The sequence below is a fragment of the Aerolutibacter ruishenii genome (assembly GCF_007830115.1).
In the GTDB taxonomy this organism is placed as follows: Bacteria; Pseudomonadota; Gammaproteobacteria; order Xanthomonadales; family Xanthomonadaceae; genus Aerolutibacter; species Aerolutibacter ruishenii.
In genome coordinates, this window is the sequence record NZ_VLKP01000010.1 from 22,517 (window position 1) to 48,201 (window position 25,685).

The 25,685-nt window shown below is 67.0% G+C and carries 19 protein-coding genes and 1 pseudogene; 15 read left to right on the top strand and 5 right to left on the bottom strand.

Annotated features, from left to right (window positions below; genetic code table 11):
• The first annotated feature begins 105 nt into the window (after positions 1–105).
• The 6 genes from IP93_RS11805 (at position 106) to prpC (ending at position 7,398) form a co-directional block, all read left to right on the top strand.
• On the top strand, positions 106–1,311 hold the full coding sequence (locus tag IP93_RS11805; protein WP_144815910.1) for a pyridoxal phosphate-dependent aminotransferase: 1,206 nt from the start codon (positions 106–108) through the stop codon (positions 1,309–1,311).
• A gap of 15 nt (positions 1,312–1,326) precedes the next feature.
• Positions 1,327–1,683 (top strand): glutaredoxin family protein, encoded by a 357-nt coding sequence (locus tag IP93_RS11810; protein WP_144815913.1) that lies wholly within the window; start codon positions 1,327–1,329, stop codon positions 1,681–1,683.
• 44 nt (positions 1,684–1,727) lie between these two features.
• Positions 1,728–2,714 carry a malate dehydrogenase gene (locus IP93_RS11815; protein WP_144815915.1) on the top strand — a complete coding sequence of 329 codons (987 nt, stop codon included), beginning with the start codon at positions 1,728–1,730 and terminating at the stop codon, positions 2,712–2,714.
• 364 nt (positions 2,715–3,078) lie between these two features.
• A complete protein-coding gene (gene prpE / locus IP93_RS11820) occupies positions 3,079–4,977 on the top strand; it encodes a propionate--CoA ligase (RefSeq protein WP_144815918.1) in 1,899 nt (632 codons plus the stop codon).
• Positions 4,978–5,109: 132 nt separating this feature from the next.
• Positions 5,110–5,994, top strand: a complete 885-nt coding sequence (prpB, locus tag IP93_RS11825) for a methylisocitrate lyase (RefSeq protein WP_144815952.1) — start codon at positions 5,110–5,112, stop codon at positions 5,992–5,994.
• 252 nt (positions 5,995–6,246) lie between these two features.
• A complete protein-coding gene (gene prpC / locus IP93_RS11830; RefSeq protein WP_144815954.1) occupies positions 6,247–7,398 on the top strand; it encodes a bifunctional 2-methylcitrate synthase/citrate synthase in 1,152 nt (383 codons plus the stop codon).
• Positions 7,399–7,656: 258 nt separating this feature from the next.
• Here the strand turns inward: prpC and IP93_RS11835 are convergent.
• The 3 genes and pseudogenes from IP93_RS11835 to IP93_RS11845 form a co-directional block, all read right to left on the bottom strand.
• Positions 7,657–8,273 (bottom strand): annotated as a pseudogene (locus IP93_RS11835) (glutathione S-transferase family protein).
• 117 nt (positions 8,274–8,390) lie between these two features.
• Positions 8,391–8,849, bottom strand: coding sequence for a cell wall hydrolase (locus IP93_RS11840; RefSeq protein WP_144815957.1), 459 nt, complete (start codon positions 8,847–8,849; stop codon positions 8,391–8,393).
• A gap of 332 nt (positions 8,850–9,181) precedes the next feature.
• Positions 9,182–11,212 (bottom strand): NADPH-dependent 2,4-dienoyl-CoA reductase, encoded by a 2,031-nt coding sequence (locus tag IP93_RS11845; RefSeq protein WP_144815959.1) that lies wholly within the window; start codon positions 11,210–11,212, stop codon positions 9,182–9,184.
• Between the two features lie 363 nt (positions 11,213–11,575).
• On the opposite strand from IP93_RS11845, the gene IP93_RS11850 reads away from it, so the two are divergent.
• The 3 genes from IP93_RS11850 to IP93_RS11860 all read left to right on the top strand — a co-directional run bounded on the left by IP93_RS11850 (position 11,576) and on the right by IP93_RS11860 (position 14,221).
• Positions 11,576–12,667: an OmpA family protein gene (locus IP93_RS11850; protein ID WP_144815961.1), complete on the top strand. Its 1,092-nt coding sequence runs from the start codon at positions 11,576–11,578 to the stop codon at positions 12,665–12,667.
• A 225-nt stretch (positions 12,668–12,892) separates the two neighbouring features.
• On the top strand, positions 12,893–13,405 hold the full coding sequence (locus tag IP93_RS11855; RefSeq protein WP_144815964.1) for a hypothetical protein: 513 nt from the start codon (positions 12,893–12,895) through the stop codon (positions 13,403–13,405).
• Positions 13,406–13,492: 87 nt separating this feature from the next.
• On the top strand, positions 13,493–14,221 hold the full coding sequence (locus IP93_RS11860; RefSeq protein WP_144815966.1) for a pseudouridine synthase: 729 nt from the start codon (positions 13,493–13,495) through the stop codon (positions 14,219–14,221).
• 278 nt (positions 14,222–14,499) lie between these two features.
• Here the strand turns inward: IP93_RS11860 and kbl are convergent, their stop codons facing one another.
• On the bottom strand, positions 14,500–15,708 hold the full coding sequence (kbl, locus tag IP93_RS11865) for a glycine C-acetyltransferase (RefSeq protein WP_144815968.1): 1,209 nt from the start codon (positions 15,706–15,708) through the stop codon (positions 14,500–14,502).
• A 149-nt stretch (positions 15,709–15,857) separates the two neighbouring features.
• Positions 15,858–16,895, bottom strand: a complete 1,038-nt coding sequence (tdh, locus tag IP93_RS11870) for an L-threonine 3-dehydrogenase (protein WP_199747201.1) — start codon at positions 16,893–16,895, stop codon at positions 15,858–15,860.
• Positions 16,896–17,210: 315 nt separating this feature from the next.
• Between tdh and IP93_RS11875 the strand changes: the two genes are divergently transcribed.
• From IP93_RS11875 to IP93_RS11900, 6 genes are all read left to right on the top strand, one after another.
• Entirely contained in the window at positions 17,211–19,361 is a 2,151-nt protein-coding gene (locus IP93_RS11875) for a S46 family peptidase (protein ID WP_144815970.1), read from the top strand.
• 237 nt (positions 19,362–19,598) lie between these two features.
• The gene (locus IP93_RS11880; protein ID WP_144815972.1) at positions 19,599–21,761 is read left to right on the top strand and encodes a S46 family peptidase; all 2,163 of its coding nucleotides are present in this window, start codon (positions 19,599–19,601) and stop codon (positions 21,759–21,761) included.
• Positions 21,762–22,006: 245 nt separating this feature from the next.
• Positions 22,007–22,648 carry a histidine phosphatase family protein gene (locus IP93_RS11885; protein WP_144815975.1) on the top strand — a complete coding sequence of 214 codons (642 nt, stop codon included), beginning with the start codon at positions 22,007–22,009 and terminating at the stop codon, positions 22,646–22,648.
• 55 nt (positions 22,649–22,703) lie between these two features.
• Positions 22,704–23,987, top strand: a complete 1,284-nt coding sequence (folC, locus tag IP93_RS11890) for a bifunctional tetrahydrofolate synthase/dihydrofolate synthase (protein WP_144816191.1) — start codon at positions 22,704–22,706, stop codon at positions 23,985–23,987.
• 81 nt (positions 23,988–24,068) lie between these two features.
• Entirely contained in the window at positions 24,069–25,079 is a 1,011-nt protein-coding gene (locus IP93_RS11895; RefSeq protein WP_144815977.1) for an SPOR domain-containing protein, read from the top strand.
• Positions 25,080–25,115: 36 nt separating this feature from the next.
• Positions 25,116–25,679, top strand: coding sequence for a CvpA family protein (locus IP93_RS11900; RefSeq protein ID WP_144815979.1), 564 nt, complete (start codon positions 25,116–25,118; stop codon positions 25,677–25,679).
• Positions 25,680–25,685 lie beyond the last annotated feature (6 nt).

Here is a 25,685-nt window from a genome sequence, read left to right on the forward strand (position 1 = left end):
GAGACCATGGTCGGCCCGGCCCGGGCTGGACCCGCGTGGTACCATCACGGGGCTAGATTCCGGGCTTTCCGCCCTCCCCACACGCTTTCCACGAGGTTCCCCGCGATGCCCCAGCTCGCCGCGCGCATTGGCCGTGCCAAGCCCAGCGCCATCATGGCCGTTGCCGAGAAGGCCAAGCGCCTGAAGGCCGAAGGCCGCGACATCATCAGTTTCTCCATCGGCGTGCCCAACTTCCTGCCGGGCCCGCACGTGTACGAAGCCGCACGCCAGGCGGTGGAGAAGGACAGCGGCCAGTACGGCAGCAACCGCGGCCCGGATGCGCTGCTGGATGCGCTGCTGCTGCACATCGAGAAGATCGGCCTGACCGGCTACACGCGCGCCAACTGCGCGACCGGCATCGGCGCCAAGCACGTGATCTACAACCTGGCCGAGGCGTTGCTGGACGAGGGCGACACGATCGCCTTCCCGGTGCCGTACTGGACCAGCTACATGGACATCGCCGAGATCGTCAACGCGAAGGTCCAGCTGCTGCCGTGCCCGGCCAGCCAGAACTACAAGCTGACCCCGCAGCAGCTTGACGAGGCGATGGCGAAGAAGCCCAAGGTGTTCCTGTTCAACAATCCGTCCAACCCGACGGGCATGGTGTACACCAAGGACGAGATCATCGCGCTGGCCGACGTGCTGGTGAAGTATCCGGACACCTGGATCATCGCCGATGACATCTACAACCGCATGCTGTTCGACGGGCTGGAGTACTACAACTTCGTGCTGGCCCGTCCGGAGCTGCGCGACCGGGTGATCTTCCTCGACTCGCTGTCCAAGACCTACGGCATGCCGGGCTGGCGCCTGGGCTTCATGGTGGGTCCGGAACAGGTGGCCAAGGCGCTGGTGACGCTCAACTCCAACCACATCACCAACGTGCCGGAAGTGGTCAACGCCGCCGGCATCGCCGCGCTGACCGGTCCGCAGGACGTGCCGGACCAGAAGCGCGTGGAGTTCCAGGCCAAGCGCGACCAGGTGATGGACGTGATGAACGCCATCCCGGGCGTGGTGTGCCCGCGTCCGCAGGGTGCGTTCTACGTGTTCCCGGACATCTCCGTCGCCTTCGGCAAGACCCACGGCCCGACGGGCGCGAAGATCGAGAACGACGTCGACTTCTGCAACGCGCTGCTGGAAGCCAAGGGCGTGGCCTGCGTGCCGGGTTCGGCCTTCGGCGAGCCGCGCGCGCTGCGCATCAGCTACACCTGCCCGACGCCGCAGCTGGCCCCGGGCCTGCAGCGGTTCCAGGAGTTCTTCGCGGAACTGGTCTGATCAGGAGCGTCGGTCATGCGCATGGCCTGGGTGCTGGTGGTGTTGGCGGCGATTGGCGGATGGATGCACTTCCGCGGCGATCGCGCGCCCACGTTGCACCCGGATGATCCGCGCGTGGCGACCGGCGATGACCGGATCGTGATGATGGCGGCCGAGTGGTGCGGGTACTGCCGCAAGCAGCAGAAGGAATTCGAGCTTGCGAACGTGCGTTACCGCATCCTCGACGTCGATACGCCGGAAGGCGACCGCGCCATGCAGGCACTGGGTGCGCGTGGCGTGCCCACCACGGTGGTTGGCCAACACGTGGTGTATGGCTACAACACCGCTGAACTGAAAGACAAGCTTGCCCCCCTGGGCTATCGCGTGTTCTGACGCGCTGGCCGCCCCACCCCAACCTGTTACGCAAGGAAACTTCCATGAAGACCCCCGTCCGCGTTGCCGTTACCGGTGCTGCCGGCCAGATCGGCTACTCGCTGCTGTTCCGCATCGCTTCCGGCGAGATGCTGGGCAAGGACCAGCCCGTCATCCTGCAGATGCTCGAGCTGCCGATGGAGAAGGCCCAGGCCGCGCTGAAGGGCGTGATGATGGAGCTGGAAGACTGCGCGTTCCCGCTGCTGGCCGGCATGGTCGGCACCGACGACGCGGAAGTGGCGTTCAAGGATGCCGACATCGCCCTGCTGGTCGGCGCGCGTCCGCGCGGCCCGGGCATGGAGCGCAAGGACCTGCTGCTGGAGAACGCCAAGATCTTCACCGCCCAGGGCGCCGCGCTGAACAAGGTCGCCAGCCGCAACGTGAAGGTGCTGGTGGTCGGCAACCCGGCCAACACCAACGCCTACATCGCCATGAAGTCGGCGCCGGACCTGCCGGCGAAGAACTTCACCGCGATGCTGCGCCTGGACCACAACCGCGCGCTGTCGCAGCTGGCCAACAAGGCCGGCGTGGCCGTGGCCGATATCGAGAAGCTGGTGGTGTGGGGCAACCACAGCCCGACCATGTACCCTGACTACCGCTTCGCCACCGTCAACGGCGCGTCGCTGAAGGACAAGATCAACGACGCCGACTGGAACGCCAACACCTTCATCCCGCAGGTGGGCAAGCGCGGCGCGGCGATCATCGAGGCGCGTGGCCTGTCCTCGGCCGCGTCGGCCGCCAACGCCGCCATCGACCACATCCGTGACTGGGTGCTGGGCACCAACGGCAAGTGGGCGACCATGGGCGTGCCGTCGGACGGCAGCTACGGCATCCCGGAAGGCGTGATCTACGGCGTGCCGGTGACCTGCGCCAACGGCGAATACACCCGCATCGAAGGCCTGCCGGTCGACGAGTTCAGCCGCGCGGCGATGGACAAGACCCTCGCCGAGCTTGAGGAAGAGCGCGCTGGCGTGGCGCACCTGCTGGGTTGATCCAAGGCGCTCGTCCGCGCCTAGGAACGGTGCGGCCGATACGAAAAGCACGAAACGGGGCGGCCTTCGGGTCGCCCCGTTTTTTTCTGGGGGTTGACCCGGACTCGCGGTGACCGTTGCGCTGACGCGGGGAGCGAGTGACCGGCTCGCATCGAAGCCGAAACGGTGGTGCATCTCATTTGCAGCGCGCGTGGAATGGCATGGCGCGCTGCAGCAATTGCCCCCGTGATCGACGCGATCCACGGTACTCCTCACCGCCGAAAGCCAACCCCGACGCGCGTCCGGCAATTTTTCGACCAATGTCTTAGCGCGATTCCGTGCGTCGCCGCGATAGCCTCGATGCATCGTCGTGGAGGGTCGGACAATGCGGTACGAGGAGTTCCATCGCCGGTCGATCGAGCAGCCGGAAGCCTTCTGGGCGGAGCAGGCGCGGGCCATCCATTGGCATCGCGCGCCGGATGCGATCCTGGACGATTCGCGGCCGCCGTTCCGCCGGTGGTTTGTCGGTGGCGAGACCAACCTCTGCTACAACGCGGTGGATCGGCACCTGGAGGCACGCGCAGAGCAACTCGCGCTGGTCACCCTATCCACCGAGACCGGCCTCACCCGTGAAATCAGCTACCGCGAGCTGCACCGCGAGGTGAACACGTTTGCCGCAGTGATCCAGTCGCTCGGCGTGGGGCGCGGGGATCGCGTGGTGATCTACATGCCCAACATGGCCGAGGCGGTGTTCGCGATGCTCGCGTGTGCACGCATCGGTGCGGTGCATTCGGTGGTGTTCGGCGGCTTCGCCTCGCACAACCTGGCGCTGCGCATCGACGATGCGGAACCGAAGCTGCTGATCTGCGCCGATGCGGGCATGCGTGGCGGCAAGGTCATCCCGTACAAGCCGCTGGTGGACGCGGCCTGTGCCGAGGCATCGTCGCCTCCCGCGCACGTGCTCATCGTCAATCGCGGGCTGGATGCGGATCTGTCCCGTGTCGAGGGACGCGACGTCGACTACGCCACGTTGCGAACGCAGCACGAGGGCGCCGAGGTGGACGTGGCGTGGCTGGAATCCAACGAGCCAAGCTACCTGCTTTATACGTCCGGGACCACCGGGAAGCCCAAGGGCGTGCAGCGCGACGTCGGTGGATACGCGGTCGCGATGGCGATGTCGATGTGGGCGATTTACGACATCCAGCCCGGGCAGGTGATGTTCTCCACCTCCGACGTGGGCTGGGCGGTGGGGCACAGCTACAACGTGTACGGCCCGCTGATCGCAGGCGCCACGTCCATCCTCTACGAAGGGCTGCCGACCAATCCCGATCCCGCCATCTGGTGGCAGATCTGCGAGCGCTATGGCGTGCGCACGATGTTCTCTTCGCCGACCGCGATCCGCGTGCTGAAAAAACAGGATGCGGCCTACCTCAAGCAGCACGACCTGTCGGCGTTGAAATACCTGTTCCTGGCCGGCGAACCGCTGGACGAACCCACCGCGCAGTGGATCACCGACGGGATCGGCAAGACCATCGTCGACAACTACTGGCAGACCGAGACCGGCTGGCCGGTACTCTCGTTGATGCCCGGGCTGGACCTGAAGCCGGTGAAGTTCGGCTCGCCGGGCCTGCCCACGCCCGGCTACAACCTGCGCGTGATCAACGACGTGACCGGCGAAGACGTGGCGCCGGGGGAGAAGGGCGTGCTGGTGATCGTGCCACCGCTGCCGCCGGGTTGCATGACCACCATCTGGCGTGACGACGCGCGCTACGTTTCCAGCTACTTCAGCCACTTCAAGGAACTGCTGTACAGCTCCCTGGACTGGGCCATCCGCGACGCCGACGGCTACACCTTCATCCTCGGCCGGACCGACGACGTGATCAACGTGGCCGGTCACCGGTTGGGCACGCGGGAGATCGAGGAGTCGGTATCCACCCATCCGTCGGTGGCGGAAGCGGCGGTGGTGGGCGTGCATGACGAGATCAAGGGCCAGGTGCCGGTGGTGTTCGCCACGCTCAAGCAGGGCGCCGAGGGAATGAGCGCGGTGGAGGTGGCCGCTGCCATGCAGAAGCGGGTGGTGGAGCAGCTGGGCGCCGTGGCGCGACCCTCGCGCATCTATGTGGTCAACGCGCTGCCCAAGACCCGTTCAGGCAAGCTGCTGCGCCGTTCCATCCAGGCGCTGGCGGAGGCGCGCGACCCCGGCGACCTGTCCACGCTGGATGACCCCGGTGCGCTGGAGGAGGTGCGTCGGGCGCTGGGGCGTGGGGCAGATGCCGGGAGTTGAATCCACGGGGCCGGGGACGCGTCGTTCGTCCCGCCCCGGTATCCCGGCGAACCGGGTGGCCGCAGGGCGCACGCCGGTCGGAAACCCGGGCACGCGCTCGGCTAACATAACGGGCTGAACAAAGGAGACATCATGGCCCTTGCACCGTCCGCCGGCGCGCGCTTCCGCGCCGCCCTCTCCGAAGAGACCCCGTTGCAGGTGATGGGCGCCATCACCGCCTACGCCGGCCTGATGGCCAGGCGCGTGGGCTACAAGGCGTTGTACCTGTCCGGCGGCGGCGTGGCCGCCAACTCGCTGGGCATGCCCGACCTGGGCATCAGCACCATGGAAGACGTGCTCACCGACGCGCGCCGCATCGTGGACGCCACCGGCATGCCGCTGCTGGTCGATATCGACACCGGCTGGGGTGGCGCCTTCAACATCGGCCGCACCATCCGCAACTTCGAGCGCATCGGCGTCGCTGCCGTGCACATGGAGGACCAGGTGGGGCAGAAGCGCTGCGGCCACCGCCCGGGCAAGGAAGTGGTGACCCGGGATGAGATGGTCGATCGCGTAAAGGCGGCGGTGGATGCACGTACCGACGCGGGCTTCGTGATCATGGCCCGTACCGACGCGGCCGCGGTGGAGGGCATCGACAGCGCCATCGAGCGTGCGGTGGCCTACGTGGAGGCCGGTGCGGACATGATCTTCCCCGAGGCGATGAACACCCTGGAGGACTACCGCAAGTTCAAGGCCGCGGTGAAGGTGCCGATCCTGGCCAACCTGACCGAGTTCGGCAGCACGCCGTTCTTCACCACCGATGACCTGCGCGGTGCCGGCGTGGACATCGCCCTGTACTGCTGCGGTGCGTACCGCGCGATGAACAAGGCCGCGCTCAACTTCTATGAGACCGTGCGCCGCGAAGGCACGCAGAAGAACATCATCGACACGCTGCAGACGCGCGCCGAGTTGTACGACTACCTGGGCTACCACGCGTACGAGGACAAGCTCGACGCGCTGTTTGCCCGGGACAGGTAACCGGCCACGGAATGGTCGGCCGACGGAGCGTACAGGAACCCCTCGATGTCGGGCTCCCCTGTTCGTCCGCCGGCACGTCCTTCCACCCCCGACCGCGGCGGGCTCGATATGGCCCGCCACGGTCGCTGCGACTTGCCAGTCGCAAAACAGGCGTTTTCCACTGTGTTCCCTAGCGTTTGATAACGCTGCGCGCCACGGTGACCGGACAAGTCCTGGCCATCGCAACGCGTTTTCCACCAGGAGTGATCTTCCATGACTGATTCCACCCAGGTGCTGCCCAAGGCCAAGAAGTCCGTCGCGCTCAGTGGCACCGCCGCCGGCAACACAGCGCTGTGCACGGTTGGCCGCAGCGGCAACGACCTGCATTACCGCGGTTACGACATCCACGACCTGGCGACGAAGTCGTCGTTCGAGGAAGTGGCGCACCTGCTGGTGCACGGCACGTTGCCCACTGCCTCACAGCTCAAGGCCTACCGCACCAAACTCAAGCGCCTGCGTGGCCTGCCTGCGATCGTCGCCGAGGCCCTGGAACTGGTGCCGGCGAATGCGCATCCGATGGACGTGCTGCGTACCGGGTGCTCGGTGCTCGGCACCGTGCTGCCCGAGCGCGAAGGACATCCGGCCAACGAGGCCCGCGACATCGCCGACAAGCTGATCGCCAGCTTCGGTTCGATGCTGCTGTACTGGTGGCATTTCACCCGCAACGGTCGCCGCATCGACGTGGAGACCGACGACGAGACCACCGCGGCGCACTTCCTGCACCTGTTGCACGGCGAGGAACCCAGCGCGCTGCACGCCGAGTCGCTGGACAAGTCGCTCGTGCTGTACGCCGAGCACGAGTTCAACGCCTCGACGTTCACCGCGCGCGTGATCGCCGGCACCGGTTCGGACCTGCACAGCTGCATCACCGGCGCCATTGGCGCGTTGCGTGGACCCAAGCACGGGGGTGCCAACGAAGTGGCGATGGACATCATCAGCCGCTACGGCACCGCCGACGCGGCCGAGGCGGACATCCGCGCGCGCATGGAGCGCAAGGAAATCGTCATCGGCTTCGGACACCCGGTGTACACCATCGGCGATCCGCGCAACCCGATCATCAAGGAGATCTCGCGCAAGCTGTGCGCCGACGGCGGCAACCAGGTGCTGTTCGACGTGTCCGAGCGCATCGAGAACCTGATGATGGACACCAAGAAGATGTTCCCGAACCTGGACTGGTACAGCGCCAGCGCGTACCACATGATGGGCATCCCGACGCCGATGTTCACGCCGCTGTTCGTGATCGCGCGCACCACCGGCTGGAGTGCGCACGTGATCGAGCAGCGCGAGGACGGCAAGATCATCCGCCCGAGTGCGAACTACACGGGGCCGGAGGATCAGGACTACGTGCCGATCGAGAAGCGTTGATGTGCTGGAAGGGCCATGCGATTGCATGGCCCTTCTGCTTTATGGGGTGGTGGAGCGGGCCGCGGCCCAAGGGGCGTCACAAGTCGCGGCCCGTTATCCGCTTGGTTGTGACGCCCCTTGGGCCCCGACCCGCTGGCAGGTTGTGGGTGGAAAGCAGAAGAGCCACGCAATCGCGTGGCTCTTCCTGTTGGCGGAGATGGAGGGGATTTCGGCGGCGCACTGCCCTCAACGAGAAGCGGACCCCGACCGCCCAACTGCTCAGGCGGCCAGGCCTTCGGCCTGGAACACGGCCTGCACGCCGGGATCCTGGTCCATGCGCGCCTTGAAGGCCTGCAGGCGTTCTAGGCCGGACAGGTCAACGCCGGTGAAGTCGGCCAGCGCAGCGTCACGTAGAGATAGGGGTCGGCATAGCTGCGGAAGCCGGCGAGCCAGTCGCGGCCTTCCAACTGCTTGTCGGCGCGCTCGTACAGGCCGCGCAGGCGCTTGCGGGCAGCCTCGCGCACGTTGTCGTGCTGGTCGGCGTCGGCGTGGAAGGCGGCCGGCGCAAACATGGGCACGTAGGCCGGATGCAGGTCGGAGTTCACGAACGCCAGCCAACGGGTCGCCTCGGCGCGCTGGCGGGGGCTGCCGTCGCCGGCCAGGCCCGCCACCGGCTGGCGGTCGGCCACATAGCCCATGATCGCGGCGTTCTGGGTCAGGATGAAATCGCCATCGGTGATGGCGGGCACCGCGCCGGCCGGATTGATGGCCAGGAAGGCGGGGGACTTCAGCGCGGCATGGTCCGGCACGATCTCGAACTGATACGGCTGTCCGCTCCACTGCAGGGCGATGTGGACGGCCGTCGAGCAGGCGCCGGGCATGGTGAACAGCTTCATTCAGACTCCGGAACGGAAATGGATCGTCCATGGTGGACGACTACGCCGGGGTGGTTCAATGCCGTGCATGCAACGCTGCGTCGCGGCCGCGCCGATTGTGTGCGGCCTGCGTGCGCCTCAGCCGCGGCGCGGCTTGAGCGATTGCACCTTGAGGAAGGTGTGGTCGCCGATGGTCGCCACCTGGTAGGCGTTGCGCCAACTGGGGCTGGCGATGGCATGCGCCATGAAATGGCTCGCGCCTGGCACGATCTCCTTGCGCTGGCCGGGCGGCAGGGCCCAGTTGCGCTCGGCTTCCAGGGCAATGGTCACCGACTCCGCCCACGCCTCGGTGTTGCTCAGGCGGGTTGAAGGCGATACCAGGGTCGGGGCGAACTGCTTGCGGGCAGTCACCACGTCGCACACGGTGTTGCCCCACAGGCCGCTGTCGCGGCGGCGCAGGGCCACTTCGGCGACCGCTTTCTGGCCACGGACGGACTGGTCGCGGGCTTCCAGATAGACGGTGGTACTCAAACACAGCGAGTCTGCTGTCTGTGGCGGCAACACGGAGGCCAACCACAGGATCCAGGCCAACTTCATTCGAACTCCTTGCTCCGTTGCGCCCGTTCGTCTCACGGCTTCCATCCCTGCGGGGGTGCGGAAGCCATTGCTCGGACCGGCATGGCGTACTGGGGAGGGCGGCGGCTCTTCGGCGCGCTTTGCCCCTTCACCTAAACCGCGCGGGGTTGCGCGGCCGGTGTGGGTTCCGCCAAGTCGGGGCGGAAAAGTTGGCGCAAGGTACTGGCGGCAACATAAACGTTGCGTGAATGGTGAAATTATAACCTGCGGAAAAATCTGGAGTTTTTATTCGGTCTGGTAGCCAGGAAGCCTTGCGGGGCAAGGCTTTGGGGCTGTCAAGAGCGAGGCCATCGTCACAGATTGGCGGCCAGTCGGCTGCCCTGCGCGATGGCCCGTTTTGCGTCCAGTTCCGCGGCCACATCGGCCCCACCGATGACGTGGACGGTCGCCGGCCCACCTTCCAGGGCTGCCTGAAGCGGCCTGAACGGCTCCTGCCCGGCGCACACCACCACGTGATCCACGGGCAACTGTTGCTCCTGGCCATCCACCCGAATACGCAGGCCACCGTCGTCCATGCCGAGGTATTCCACGCCGCCCAGCATGTGCACGCCTTTTGTCTTGAGCGTCGAGCGGTGGATCCAGCCGGTGGTCCTGCCCAGGCGGGCGCCCGGCTTGCCTGGGCTACGCTGCAGCAGCCAGACCTCGCGGGCGGCGGGCGCGTGGATGGGGGTCGCCAGCCCGCCGCGATTGCCGGCGTAAGCCAGGTCCACGCCCCATTCGGCGCGCCAGCGGGCCGGATCCAGGCTGGGCGAAACGCCGTCGTGGACCAGAAATTCCGCCACGTCGAATCCGATCCCGCCCGCGCCGATGATGGCCACCCGTTCGCCCGGAACCACCTCGCCTCGCAGGACCTGCAGGTAGCTCACGACCTTGGGATGGTCGACGCCCGGGAAGTTGACCCGGCGCGGCACGATGCCGGTGGCCAGTACCACGTGGTCGAATCCGGTCAGGTCGGCGGCCTCAGCCCGGGTGGAAAGGCGCAAGTCCACGCCGGTCTGGGCCACCCGCCGGCGGAAATAGCGCAAGGTCTCGTGGAACTCCTCCTTGCCGGGAATGCGCTTGGCGAGGTTGAACTGGCCACCGATCTCGTCGGTCGCATCGAACAAGGTGACGTGGTGGCCGCACTCGGCGGCTACCGTGGCGCATGCCAACCCCGCCGGACCGGCGCCGACCACCGCGACACGCCGGGGGTGGGCCGTCGGACGGTAGACCAGTTCGGTTTCCGCACAGGCGCGCGGGTTGACCAGGCAGCTTGCGGTCTTGTTCTCGAAGACGTGGTCGAGGCAGGCCTGGTTGCATGCAATACACGTATTAATGTCGTCAGCGCGCCCCGCATGCGCTTTCGCCACCCATTGGGGGTCGGCCAGCAGCGGCCGGGCCATCGACACCATGTCCGCCTCGCCGCGCGCCAGGATGCCTTCGGCCACGTCGGGCATGTTGATGCGGTTGGTGGTGACCAGCGGCACCCTCACCTCGGGCTTGAGGCGTGCGGTAATTGCGGTGAAGGCACCTCGCGGCACCGACGTGGCGATCGTGGGCACGCGGGCCTCGTGCCAGCCGATTCCAGTATTGATAAGCGTGGCGCCAGCGGCTTCCACCGCCTTGGCCTGGGCGACCACCTCGTCCCAGCGATTGCCGTCTTCCACAAGATCCAGCATGGACAGGCGGTAGACGATGATGAAGTCGGGGCCGCAGGCCTCGCGGATGCGGCGCACTATCTCCACCGTGAAGCGCATGCGCCGTGCGGCGTCGCCACCCCAGGCATCCTCGCGCTTGTTGGTGCGAGGTACGGTGAACTGGTTGAGCAGGTAGCCCTCCGAGCCCATGACCTCGACGCCGTCGTAGCCGGCCTCGCGGGCCAGGCGGGCGCTGCGGACGAAAGCGCGGATCTGGCGCTCGATACCGGCTGCCGATAACGCCCGCGGTGTGAACGGATTGATCGGCGCCTTCAATTTCGAGGGCGCCACCTGCAGGGGGTGGTACCCGTAGCGTCCGGAGTGGAGGATCTGCAGGCAGATGCGGCCGCCGTGTTCATGCACCGCCTGAGTGACCTGTCGGTGCTTGCCCACCTCCCACGACCACCCCAGCTTGCCCCCCATGGGCTTGAGCCAGCCCTGGATATTGGGAGCGAAACCTCCTGTGACGATCAGCCCGACCCCGCCGGCCGCGCGTTCGGCAAAGTACGCTGCCAGCTTCGGGAAATCCCGAGCGCGGTCTTCCATGCCCGTGTGCATTGAGCCCATGAGGACCCGGTTGCGCAGGGTGCAGAAGCCCAGGTCGAGGGGCTGGAACAGGTGGGGGTACAGGGAATGTGGCTCGGACATTGACGTACGGATGCGTATGGATTGGCTCACGATGCCGGGAATCGTGCTCGCAGGCAAGCGAGCCGATCATCCCCGGATGGGTGGACGCCGGGCGATGTGCTTTACGTTGAACGGGGACGCCGCCAGCGCGTAAGGGAGCGTGCTGGCATCACCCGTCCCGCAGCCTTGGCGGGACCAAACATGAACCGTTGCTGAGATACCATTGCGTATCGATGGAACTTGGCGGATTGTTAGACACGTGTTAACACGGCTTTCACACCTGTAAACTTAACCTGCGCGGGATGGCGTCGTACTGGTCGCCGTCTCGAACGGCAAGGAACCTCGTAGACGCGGTTTCCATTTTTGATCCAAGGAGAGATGAGAATGAACAAGAAGCTTCTCTGTGCCGCCCTGCTGGGTGGTCTGTCGATTGCCCACGTCGCGGGTGCGCAGGAGTTTGACGACCGCTGGTACCTGACCGGTTCCGCCGGTTTCAACGTCCAGGACAATGCGCGCGGCACCCGCAATGCCCCGTTCGTGGGCCTGGGCCTGGGCAAGATGATCAGCCCGAACTGGTCGCTCGATGGCGAGCTGAACTATCAGAATCCGAACAACGACGCCAACCAGAACCTGAACTGGAGCCAGTACGGCATCTCGCTCGATCTGCGCCGCCACTTCATGCAGGAAGGCCGCAACTGGAATCCGTATGCGCTGATGGGCTTGGGTTACCAGCGCTCGGAGGAAGAATTCAACGCCTTCCCGAACCCGGATTCCCCGGGTGAGCGCGAAGACGGCAACCTGGCCGCCAAGGTCGGCCTGGGCATGCAGGGCGGTGGCGAGCGCGCGAAGGTGCGTGCTGAACTGGCCTACCGCTTCGACATGGACGACTCCAGCATTTCCGCTCCGGACGAGGATCGCTTTGGCGACCTGCTGGCCTCGGTCGGCGTGGTCATCCCGCTGGGTGCCGCTGCTGCCGCGCCGGCTCCGGCTCCGGCTCCGGCCGCTCCGAACTGCGCCGACCTGGATGATGACGGCGACGGCGTGAACAACTGCGACGACAAGTGCCCGGGTTCGCAGGCTGGCCAGACCATCGGTCCGGACGGTTGCCCGGTGCCGGTGTCGATCGACCTGAAGGGCGTGAACTTCGACTATGACAAGTCGAACCTGCGTCCGGATGCGGTCTCCATCCTGTCCGAGGCCACCGAGATCCTGAAGCGCTATCCGGAGCTGAAGGTCGAGGTCGCCGGTCACACCGACTCGAAGGGTACTGACGCCTACAACCAGGGCCTGTCGGAGCGCCGCGCCAAGGCGGTGTATGACTACCTGACCAGCAACGGCGTCGACGCCTCGCGTCTGGCCGGTCCGAACGGCTACGGCGAGAGCCGTCCGATTGCCCCGAACACCAATGAAGATGGTTCGGACAATCCGGAAGGCCGTGCGAAGAACCGCCGCACCGAGCTGAACGTCCAGAACTGATCCTGGATGCAGGGTTGGGGCACTGACCTGCCCCAACCACTCGAGTTGAAGCCCGGCCACGCGCCGGGCTTCTTCGTTGCGAGCCGCTGAATGGAGACGCCGGTCAGCAGTTACGCATGCCGGGACCGGACAATACGTCGGGATTGTGGCTCGCTTCACTGTTTCAAGCTGGGCAAAGCGCGTGCCCGGAGCTACAGTCTGCCAACATCACTCGGGGAGTCCTCCATGCGCCGTACCATCCTTGCCCTTCCGCTGGTGTTGCTGGCGGGACATGCGGCTGCCCAGGGGGGCGCATGCGATGCCATTGCCCAGTCCCAGTCTTCGGCAAATGCGGTGGCGCCGGAACTCGCCGCTCGTAGCGCGCGCCTGGGTGCACCGGCCGGCGTGCTGGCGCAGGCCTATGACGATTCGCAGTCCGTGGACAGCGTGTTGAACCGCCTGCGCGTGGGTGAATGCCGTGAGGTGGCCGCCAAACGAACCAAATCCACCAAGGTTGCCGCGTCGTCCGCGGCACCGGCCGCTACCGCTGATGCCCCCATCGATCCGGCTACCTACAAGCCCAAGACCAAGGACGACAATACGCCGTGGCGTTTTGACATGAGCCAGAACGGCAAGCGGATGACGGCCGAGGAGTTTGACGCGTGGATGAAGGCGCGCGGCGTCCGCGTCGCCAAGGGTGCGCCGGCACCGGCCAAGCCGGCCGACACGCCGGCCTCCGCCGATAACGAGGCCAAATGATTTCCGCTGGCGTCCGGCACTCGCCGGAGGCCGCGCTCCAGAAGATCTGAGCAACGACGGCCGCGCAAGCGGCCGTTCCGTTAGGTGATGATGAACACTGCACCACGACACGGATTGGCACGCGTGCTTTCCAAGCACGGCGTGTGTTCGCGGACCCAGGCAGCCCAGTGGATCCTCGCGGGCCGCGTTTCGGTGGACGGCAGTGTTGTACGCAATCCCGAATTCCCGGTCGTCATCGGCCGTCACCGCGTGGACGTCGATGGGCAGGCCCTGGATGGCGCTCCCCGAATCTACTTGATGCTCAACAAGCCGCGTGGTCTGGTGACCACGGCCAAGGACGAGCACGGCCGCGATACGGTGTATCGATGCTTTGATGGCACGACATTGCCGTGGCTGGCCCCTGTCGGGCGTCTGGACAAGGCGAGCGAAGGCTTGCTGCTGTTCAGCAACGACCCGGCATGGGCGGCCCGCATTACCGACCCCAGGCACGGGCTGGACAAAACCTATCACGTCCAGGTCGACACGGTGCCTACCCCTGCGTTGTTGCAGGCGCTGCATGCCGGGTTGGAGGACGATGGCGAATGGCTGGTTGCGAAGCAGGTCGAGATGCTGCGTGCGGGAGGCAGGAATGCGTGGCTGGAGATCGTGCTTGACGAAGGTCGGAACCGCCAGATCCGGCGCTTGCTTGCGGCGCATGATGTGGGCGTGCTGCGCCTCGTCCGGGTTCGCGTGGGCGAATTGCCCCTGGGCGGTCTCGCCAAGGGGGCGTGGCGGTTGTTGACCGCGGCGGAAGTGTCGGCGCTGGGCGGTGCGTGAATCGCGCCGATGCGCATCACGCCCAAGGGCGACCCGCCTGGGCGCAGGCATCGGTGCTTTCCCGGGAGAAGTGCTGGACTGTGCGTCAAGGCAATGTTTGGCGCGCGGAGATGTCAGCGGTGTATGCCGATGCGATCAATGAGCCAGACTTGCCGGTCTCTCCGGTGGTCGGCTGCACCGGCCTGGTCGCGGCGAAGCCTGCGCCCAAGCGCAGGCGCGGTGACTGACCCGGGACTGTCAATCCGCATGGCCGCGCGAACATGCGCGCGGCCGGATGCTCACGCCTTGAGCACGCCCAGTTCATGCCCGATGCGGATGAATGCGTCGATGGCGCGATCAAGGTGTTCGCGGGTATGGGCCGCCGACATCTGCGTGCGAATGCGCGCCTGCCTCTGCGGGACCACCGGGAAGAAGAAGCCGATCGCGTAGATGCCCTCCTCGAGCAGACGCTCGGCGAAACGCTGCGCCAATGGTGCGTCGTACAGCATCACGGGGCAGATGGGATGCACGCCGGGTTTGATGTCGAAGCCAGCGGCCGTCATCCGCTCGCGGAAGTAGCGGGTGTTCTCCTGCAGGCGCTCGCGCAGGTCGCCGGCCGCCGACAGCATCTCGAACGCCTTGATCCCCGCGGCCACCACGTGCGGCGGCAACGAGTTGGAGAACAGGTACGGGCGCGAGCGCTGGCGCAGCATCTCGATCACTTCACGCTTGGCGGTGGTGAAGCCGCCCAGCGCGCCACCCATGGCCTTGCCCAGGGTGCCGGTGAAGATGTCGATCTTGTCCATCACGCCCTTGACCTCGGCCGAGCCGCGGCCGGTGGCGCCGAGGAAGCCGGTGGCGTGGCATTCGTCGATGTGCACCAGCGCGCCGTACTGCTTCGCCAGGCAAGTGATCTCATCCAGCGGCGCAATGAAGCCGTCCATCGAGAACACCCCGTCGGTGGTGACCATGATGGTGCGCGCGCCGTCGGCCTTGGCCTGCTGCAGCTGCTTCTCCAGGTCGGCCATGTCGCAGTTGGCGTAGCGGTAGCGCCTGGCCTTGCACAGGCGCACGCCGTCGATGATCGAGGCATGGTTGAGCGCATCGGAGATGATCGCGTCCTGCTCGCCCAGCAACGGTTCGAACAGGCCACCGTTGGCGTCGAAGCAGGCGGCATAGAGGATGGTGTCCTCGGTGCCGAAGAAGTCGGCGATGGTCTTCTCCAACTGCTTGTGCAGGTCCTGCGTGCCGCAGATGAAGCGCACCGACGCCATGCCGAAGCCGTGGGTATCCAGCGCTTCCTTCGCGGCGGCGATCACGTCGGGGTGATCGGCCAGGCCCAGGTAGTTGTTGGCGCAGAAATTCAGCACCGTGCGCCCATCGGCGAGGGTGATCTCCGCCGACTGCGGGCTGGTGATGATGCGCTCGGACTTGAACAGCCCCTGCGCGCGGATCGCGTCGAGTTCGTCGGCGTAGCGGGCGGTCAGGGAGGCAGTGACGTCGGACATGGTGGATTCCGTGTGGGGCGCGAGGGCGGGGCGCATTCTAGTCAATGCGCCGTTTGGGACGGCTGCGTGCGCCGCGGACCACCGTGGCGACCAGGCCGAGCAGTAGCACGGCCACCACCGAACCCAGCGCCGCGGCGGTCATCCGGGTCTCAATTCCAGCTGAGCACGACCTTGCCGGCCTTGCCCGATTCCATCAGCTCGAAACCTTCCTGGAAGGCGTCGATCGGCAGCTGGTGCGTCAGCACCTTGCCCAGCGGGAAGCCACCCAGCACAAGTTGCGTCATCTTGTACCAGGTCTCGTACATCTTGCGGCCGTAGATGCCGTGCAGGGTCAGGCCCTTGAAGATGATCTTGTCCCAGTCCGCGCCCGCGCCCTTGGGCATGATGCCGAGCATCGCGATCTTGCCGCCGTGGTACATGCAGTCGAGCATGTCGTTGAAGGCGCGTGGGTTGCCGCTCATTTCCAGGCCCACGTCGAAGCCTTCCATGTGCAGGTCGGACATCACGTCCTTCAGCGAGGTATTGGCCACGTTGACCACCCGCGTGGCGCCCATGTCCGCGGCCAGCTTGAGGCGATAGTCATTGACGTCGGTGACCACCACGTTGCGCGCACCGATGTGCTTGCAGATGCCCGCGGCAATGATGCCGATGGGCCCAGCGCCTGTGATCAGCACGTCCTCGCCCACGACGTCGAATTCCAGCGCGCAGTGCGCGGCGTTGCCGTATGGGTCGAAGAACGCGGCCAGCTCGCTGGGGATCTGGTCGGGGATCGGCCACAGGTTGCTGGCCGGCATCACGATGAATTCCGCGAAGGCGCCGTTGCGGTTGACGCCGATACCCACGGTGTTGGGGCACAGGTGCTGGCGGCCGGCGCGGCAGTTGCGGCAGTGGCCGCAGACGATGTGGCCTTCGGCGCTCACGCGCTGGCCGACCTTGTAGCCGGTGACACCGGCGCCGAGTTCGACCACGCGGCCGACGAACTCATGGCCGATGACCAGGCCGGGCTTGATGGTGCGCTGGCTCCACTCGTCCCACAGGTAGATGTGCAGGTCGGTGCCGCAGATCGCGGTTTTCTCAAGCTTCACCAGCACCTCGTTCGGGCCGGGCGCGGGAACCGGGACCTCCTCCATCCAGATGCCCTTGGTGGCTTCGCGCTTGACCAGCGCCTTCATCATCGTCTGCGTCATGGAGAGGGTCCTTCGGTGGCGTCCAGAGGGTGGCGCCAAGGGCGACAATTATACGCGGGCTCTTCAGGTGCGGCCGACGCGGAATGAGGAATGGCGCAGGCATGGCCAGCTTCCGTGGGACCAGCAGGAAACCCGCGCGCGACAAGGTGGGGCATGTCCCATCCGGCGGTCGCCGGGCCTTCGCTTGCGCGCCTGTCGCCCGCACGTTTGCCGGTGTTGGCGGGAGAGGCTGGCCGCAGACGGTGGCCGGGGAGTGGTTTGCCGTACGCCCGGATGGTGGCCTATCGTTCCATTCCCGCTTCAACCGGAACGACCATGCGCCGCCGTCTGCTTGCCCTGTCACTCTCCCTGGCCGCCAACAGTGCCCTTGCCAACGAGGGCATGTGGATGCCGTCGCAGTTGCCCGACATTGCCAGGCAGCTGCGCCAGGCCGGCTTCCAGGGCAAGCCCGGCGAACTGGCCGGGCTTGCACGGCCGCCAATGAATGCGGTGGTCAAGGTGGGGGGCGGGACCGGTGCGTTCGTTTCCGGGGACGGACTGGTGCTGACCAACCACCACGTGGCCTTCGGCGTCGTCCAATACAACAGCAAGCCGGGACGTGACCTGATCCAGGACGGGTACATCGCCGCCGACCGCATGGCCGAGCTGCCGGCCAATCCCGACTACCGCGTGCTGGTCACCACCGGCTTCGACAAGGTCACCGACCGCATCCTGGCCGATGCGCGTGGCAAGCAGGGCAAGGCCTATTACGATGCCGTCGATGCCGCCACCAAGGCCGTGGTCGCCGAATGCGAACTCGACGTGGGGTACCGCTGCAGCGTGGCCAACATGTACTACGGCACCGATTTCTACCTGGTGAAGCAGCTGGAACTGCGCGATATCCGGCTGGTGTACGCACCACCCAACGATATCGGCAACTACGGCGGCGAAGTCGACAACTTCATGTGGCCGCGCCACACCGGTGACTTCACCCTGCTGCGTGCCTACGTGGGCAGGGATGGCAAGCCTGCCGACCATTCGCCCGACAACATCCCTTACGTGCCGCCCGCGCATCTGCAGGTATCCACGCGCAACGTCAAGGAAGGCGATTACGCGATGCTGGCCGGCTATCCCGGCGTGACGTTCCGCCACCGCATGGCCTCGGAGTTCGCCAACCAGGTGGGGTGGCAGCTGCCGTCGCGGGTCGCGCTGTTCGACGGGATGATCAGGACCATCGAGACCGCCAGCGCGGACGACGAGGACGCGCGCGTGCGCTATGCCTCGCAGGTGCGCAGCTTCAAGAATTCACTCAAGCGTGCGCAGGGTGAACTGGATGGCCTGCGTCGCAGCGACGCCGTCGCCGTCCGGCGCGAGGACGAGAACGCAATGTACGGCTGGCTGGAGCGTCAGTCCGACGCGGCGGCGATCCGCGCCGACATCGCGGCGGCGCAGGCGGTACTGGACCGCGGGGTCGCGATGCGCGAGCGGGACCAGTTGCTGGGGGCGATCAACGGCCAGGCGCAATTGCTGCGTTCGGCAATCACCCTGCAGCGCCTGGCGCATGAGCGGGCCAAGCCCGATGCGCAGCGCGAGTCCGGCTTCCAGCAGCGTGACGAGGTGTTGATCACCGGGCAGCTGAAGCAGGTGCAACGGCGTTATTCGCCGGTGGTGGAGAAGGCGCTGCTGGCGCATCTGGTGGCGCAGTACCAGGTGCTTCCGGCCGACCAGCACGTGCCCGAATACGATGCGCTGTTCGGCACGACGCGGGAGCAATTGACCGCACGCCTGGATGCCCTGTATGCGGGCACCGGTCTGGGTGGGGAGGCCAACCGCCTGCAGGCGATGCAGGCCGACGCAGCGACCTTGGGTGCCTCCAGCGATCCGCTGCTGCAGGCCGCGAAGACGCTGCTGCCCGCGATCCTGCGCCTGGACGGGGAGTCCAAGGCCAGCGCGGGTGAACTGCTGCGGCTGCGCCCGGCTTACATGCGCGCGCTGATCGGCTTCCGCGAATCGCAGGGTCGTGCGGTGTACCCGGATGCAAACTCCACCCTGCGCGTGAGCTATGGCCGCATCCAGTCGATGGATCCGCGTGATGGCATCCACTACACGCCGCTGACCACGGTGCAGGGGATCGTCGAGAAGCACACCGGCGTGGAGCCGTTCATTGCACCCGCGCCGCTGCTGGATGCGATTGCAAAGGGCGACTTCGGGACCACCGCGGAGCCCAGCCTGAAGACGCAGACGGTCAATTTCCTCACCAACCTGGACACCACCGGCGGCAACTCCGGTTCACCGGTGCTGGATGCGAAGGGTAGGCTGATCGGCCTGAATTTCGACAGCAACTGGGAGGCGGTCAGCGCCAGCTGGATGTTTGATCCGCGGTACAAGCGCGCGATCCACGTGGACATGCGCTACATGCGCTGGCTGATGGCGAAGGTGTATCCGGCGCCGCATCTGTTGCGGGAGATGGGATTGCCGGCGGAGTGAGGTGAGTTTCGGCCGGGGCGGGAGGTGACCTCAGCGGGCATTGCTCCGGCGCTCCGTCCGCGCAGTCCTGCGCGGAGTCGCGCCGCGCGCCATCCATGGCGCGCTTCTGCGCAATACCCGCTGAGGTCACCTCCCTCATCGGCGCCTCGAGGGGTGGGGTTTTGTCGCAAGTCATGGGCGCGCCCGCCCCAACCCCGTTAGACTCGCCCTTTCGCATTTTGCAGACGGAGTAGAGGCATGCGTCATACGGTGTTGGCCGCCGCCATCTCGCTGGCAGGCATGGGGACCGCGGTAGCGGGCGAGGGCATGTGGGTGCCGCAGCAGTTGCCCGAGATTGCCGGTCCGCTGAAGAAAGCTGGCCTCGAGCTGAGCGCCAAGCAGCTCTCGGACCTGACCGGTGACCCGCTGGGTGCGGTGGTTTCGCTGGGCGGCTGCACCGCCGGCTTCGTCTCGCCGCAGGGCCTGGTCGCCACCAACCACCACTGTGCGTACGGTGCCATCCAGCTCAACTCCACCCCGGAGAAGAACCTGATCCGTGACGGCTTCTATGCTGCCACCCCGGGCGATGAGCTGTCCGCCGGCCCCAACGCGCGCATCTACGTGCTGGACGCGATCACCGACGTGACCGACCAGTTCAAGGCGGCCATTGCCGCCGCACCGGACGCGTTGGCCCGCACCAAGGCTGCCGACGCGCTGGAAAAGAAGCTGGTCGCGGACTGCGAGGCCGAAGCCGGCTTCCGCTGCCGCGTGTACAGCTTCTCCGGCGGCAACGTCTACCGCCTGTTCCGCAACCTCGAGATCAAGGACGTGCGGCTGTCCTACGCGCCGCCCAGCAGCGTGGGCAAGTACGGCGGCGACGTCGACAACTGGATGTGGCCGCGCCACACCGGCGACTTCTCGTTCTACCGTGCCTACGTGGGCAAGGATGGCAAGCCGGCCGCGTTCTCGCCGGACAACGTGCCGTACCAGCCCAAACACTGGCTGAAACTGGCCGACAAGCCGCTGGGCGAGGGTGACTTCGTGATGGTGGCCGGCTATCCGGGCCGCACCGCGCGCTACGCGCTGGCCACCGAGTTCGACGACACCGCCGGTTGGACCTATCCGACCGTGGGCAAGCACTACAAGAACACGATCGCGATGATCGAGGCGGCGGGCAAGAAGAACCCGGACATCGCGGTGAAGTACGCCGCGACGCTGGCCAGCCTCAACAACACGATGAAGAACTACGAGGGTCAGCTCGACGGCTTCAAGCGCATCGGCGCCGCCGAGACCAAGCGCAAGGAGGAGGCCGCCGTGCTGGCGTGGCTGCGCACGCAGGGCGATGCCGGCAAGGCAGGCCTGGACGCGCACGCCAAGCTGGTGGAACTGGGTGATATCGCCCGTGCCACCCGCGAGCGCGACCTGGTGTTCGGCAGCCTGCGCGGCACCGGCGTGCTGGGCGCGGCCTCGCAGCTGTACCGCCTGTCGATCGAGAAGGCCAAGCCCGATGCCGAGCGCGAGCAGGGCTACCAGCAGCGCGACATGCCGGCCCTGGAAGGCGGCATGAAGCAGATGGAGCGCCGCTACCACCCGGACATGGACCGCGAGCTGCAGCAGTACTGGCTGCGTGAATACGTGAAGCTGCCGCAGGCGCAGCGCGTGGCGGCGGTGGACAAGTGGCTGGGCGGCAATGACGAGAAGGCCATCCAGCGCGCGCTGGACAACCTGGCCAAGAGCGAGCTGCGCAACGCCGACAAGCGTATGGCGCTGATCGGCAGCGACCGCGCGGCGTTCGAGGCCAGCCAGGATCCGGCCATCCAGTTCGCCGTGGCGGTGATGCCGACCGTGCTGCAGTTGGAAGAAACCGCCAAGACGCGTGCCGGTGATTCCCTGCTGGCCCGCCCGGCCTACCTTCAGGCGATTGCCGACTACAAGAAGAGCAAGGGCGAGTTCGTCTATCCCGACGCCAATTCCAGCCTGCGCATCACCTTCGGCAACGTGACCGGCTACACCAAGCTGGACGGCAGCAAGCAGAAGCCCTTCACCCTGCTGGAGGAAATTCCCGCCAAGGACACCGGCGTGGACCCGTTCGACGCACCGAAGGTGCAGCTGGAAGCCATTGCCGCCAAGCGCTACAGCGGACTGGCCGACAAGCGCCTGGGTACGGTGACGGTCAACTTCCTGTCCAACCTGGACATCACCGGCGGCAACTCGGGCTCGCCGGTGCTGGATGCACAGGGCAAGCTGGTCGGCCTGGCGTTTGACGGCAACTGGGAATCGGTCAGCTCCAACTGGGTGTTCGACCCGGTCATGACCCGCATGATCGCCGTCGACCAGCGCTACATGCGCTGGATCATGCGGGAGGTGTTCCCGGCCCCGGCGTTGCTGAAGGAAATGAACGTGGCGCCGAAGGGCAAGTAAGCGCGCACGTTGCGCCTGCAACACGAGGAACGCCGGCCCCGCGCCGGCGTTTTTCGTTGGCGGTGGCCGCCGGGCCGTGATGGCGAGTGGGGGTGGCTCGACCGCTGCATGCCGAGAATGCATGGCGCAGGGACGGCAGTACGACGTGCCGCGCCAATGGCGCACACGGTTGCTGTTGCAACGGTTGCAGCGCGTTGGCTGTCTGCTAGGCTCCGATGTCCCCGCGTCCCAGCACCAGACTCCACATGCGCATCCTGCTTGCACGCCACGGCGAAACCCCGTGGAACGCCGAAGGCCGTTACCAGGGCCAGGAAGACATTCCACTGTCGCCCGTGGGCGAAGGCCAGGCCCGCGCGTTGGGCGAGCGCCTGCGCGACGTACCCATCACCCGCGCCGTGGCCTCGCCATTGCGCCGCGCGCGCCATACCGCCGAACTCGCCCTCGGCCAGCGCGACCTGCCGCTGACGCTCGATCCGGGCCTGATGGAAATCGCCCACGGCACCTGGGAAGGCCTGCTGGCCAGCGAGATCCGCGAGGCCGACCCGGAGCGCCTGCGCCTGTGGCGCGAGGCCCCGCACGAGGTGCTGATGCCCGAAGGCGAATCGCTGCAGCACGTGCTTGACCGCGCCTGGCCCGCCTTCGCCCGTGCCACCGAGGGGCTGGGTGACGACGACACCCTGCTGGTGGTCGCCCACGACGCCGTCAACCGCGTCCTGCTGTGCAAGATCCTCGGCATTCCGCTGGCGCAGCTGTGGGGGTTCCGCCAGGCCCCGACCACCCTCAACCTGCTCGAAGGCCCCGATGTGGACCACCTCGAGGTGGTGCGCCTGAACGACTGCAGCCACCACACCGCGCTGTTCGGGGAAGCAGTACATCGGGCGTTGTGATGCAATAGGCGCCCCGCAACGCCGTCGCCCGCCACCAACAGGCGGGTTCGTGACCTTGAGCAAGCCCAACACGCTGGCCGACTGGCTGGCCTACATCGAACGCCAGCACCCCAGGTCCATCGACATGGGGCTGGAGCGAGTGCGTTCCGTTGCCACCGCCATGGGCCTCAAGCGGCCGGCCAAGCGGGTGATCACCGTTGGGGGCACCAATGGCAAGGGCTCCGCCGTGGCGTTCATCGAGTCGATCGGTCGCGCGGCGGGCTGGAAGATCGGCGCCTATACCTCGCCGCACCTGCTGGCCTACAACGAGCGCGTGCGGATCGACGGCGAAGACGTCGACGACGCGGCGCTGGTCGCCGGCTTCGAGGCCGTGGAGGCGGCACGCGGCGATGTGCCCCTGACCTATTTCGAGTACGGCACGCTGTGCGCGCTGTGGGTGTTCGAGCGCGCCAGGCTCGACCTGGCGGTGCTGGAGGTGGGGCTGGGCGGACGGCTGGACGCGACCAACCTCGTGGATCCGGACGTGGCGGTCATCACCACCGTCGCCCTCGATCACCAGGACTATCTGGGCGATGACCGCGAGGCCATCGGCGCGGAAAAGGCGGGCATCGCACGCGCCTGGAAGCCGCTGGTGCTGGGTGACGACGACCCGCCGTCCAGCGTGCTGGCGCGTGCCTACCTCGTTGGCGCGTCCGCGATCCGCGCGGGTTGCGACTATTTTTTCGAACCGATGGATGCGGACCAGTGGCGGTGGCGCGAGGTCGGCTTCCAGGTGACCTTGCCGCGCCCGCAGCTGGCCGCACCAGTGCAACTGCGCAACGCGGCGGCAGCCATTGCGGCGGTGCGGGCGCTGCCCAGGCCGCCGTCGCGCCAGGCGCTGGTGGCGGGCATCGCCAACGCACGGGTGGCAGGCCGCCTGCAGCGGTTTGAACGCGATGGCGTGGAGATCGTGGTCGATGTGGGCCACAACCCGCAGGCCGCGGCTGCGCTGGCCGACTGGTTGAGGCTGGGGCGGGGCGGGTGGACGAGTCCTGGCACCGTCCACGCGGTATACGCGGCGCTGGCAGACAAGGACGCCGCCGGCGTGATCGAGGCCTTGGCGGGCGAGGTCGATGCCTGGTATCTCGCGGGGCTGGCCGGCCATGGGCCGCGCGGCACCACGGCCGAAGGGCTGGCCGCGCGCCTGGTGGGAACCGTGGCTGCCACGGCGCCGAGCTTCGAGGACGTGGCCAGCGCGTTGGCCGCGGCCCGCGTCGCGGCCAAGCCAGGGGATCGGATCCTGGTGTTCGGCTCGTTCCATACCGTGGCGGACGCGTTGGCCGTGTTGCCGGCTGAATGAAGCCGCACCCGGCGGGCCGGTCCGGCCGCCGTGCCCGGGTATAATTCGCCCAGCATTTCCGCCCGTGGCGTGCGAGATCCGATGGAACCTGCCCTGAAACAGCGACTGATCGGCGCAACGGTGCTCGTTGCCCTCGCAGTGATCTTCCTGCCGATGCTGATCAAGGGGCCTGCGCCGGAAAGCGGCGTTTCGGACGTGCCGCTGCAACTTCCCGATACGCCGGAAGGCGACTACGAAACCCGTGAACTGCCGCTTGTGTCGCCGGGCGATGTGCCCGCCGGTGGCGCCGTGGGCATGGACGGGGCCGCCCCCGACAAGCTGCCAACGGTCGATGCCGATGCCGCCATGCTGGCCCCGGCCGTGCAGGGGATGATGCCGGCTCCGACCGCGGGCGGCAGCCATGCAGTGACATTCGGCAGTTATGCCTCCGCCGCCGACGCCGATCGCGTCGTGGCCGCATTGACCGCATCGCAGCTGCCCGGCTACCAGACACCGATGAAGACGGCCAGCGGCCGCACGTTGTACCGCGTGCTGATCGGGCCCTACGCCACCCAGGCCATCGCGGAATCGGCGCGCCTGCGCGCGGCCCACGTACGCGACGACGTGGCGGCGAAGGTGATCGTGCTCGATGCCAGCGCAGAGGAGGTCGCCACCACCAACGCGCCTGCGTCCGCACCGGCGTCACAGCCCGTACCGCTGGCGTCGACGTCCGTTTCCAAGCCGGTTGCCCTGGGCGAAACGAGGTCTGCGACCGCGGTGCGCCTGCAGGAAGCCGCGTCCAAGCCGACCGCGGCGGCCTCGAAGCCGGCGCAGGCAACCCCGGTCCCGGTGCCCACGCCCAAGCCGGCCGCGTCCAACGTCGGCTTTGCCGTGCAGTTGGGTGCCTTCAGCAATACGGAGGAGGCCACGCGCCTGCGCGACCGCGCGCGTGCCGCGGGATTCAGCGCCTTCGTCGAATCGGTACGGACCGACAAGGGCACGCTCAGCCGCGTGCGCGTCGGGCCCGTTGCCGACCGCGCCGCCGCCGATCGCCTGCAGGCGCAGGTGGCCGCGAAGCTGGGCGTGAGCGGCATCGTCCGCCCGCACCCGTGACATTGCCTTGGTCGGAATCTCGAGGCGCGCGGACCGATGGGTGCAGTTGACTGGGTGTTGCTGGCCATTATTGGCGCGTCGGCCCTGTTGGGGGTGATGCGCGGCTTCATCGGTGTGGTGGCCTCGCTGGTGGCGTGGCTGCTGGGTGCCTGGGTGGCGTTCCGCCATGGCGGTGACGTCGCGCTGCTGCTCGCTTCCAACGGCGAGCCCGGTGCGGCGGAACTGTTCGGTGGGTACGCCTTGGCGTTCATCGCGGTGATGGTGGTGGTGGGCGTGGTCGGCTGGTTGGTGCGCAAGCTTGTGCAGTCAGCGGGCCTGGGCGGCATGGACCGGATGCTCGGCTTCATGCTGGGCCTGGTGCGTGGCGGGTTCGTGGCGTGCGCGCTGGTGCTCATCCTGGCGCTGACCTCGCTGCCGCGCGAGCCACAATGGCGTGCCTCGCCGGTGGTGCCGGTGCTGGTGCCCGGCGCGCAATGGCTGCGCGGCTGGTTGCCCGACTGGGTGGCGGCGCAGGTGGATTTCAATGGCGAAGGCGGTGCGTCGGCGCCGGTTTCGCAGGACAAGGCGGCGGCCCTGCCGGCGCCGGCAATCAGCGGCTGAGTCCGC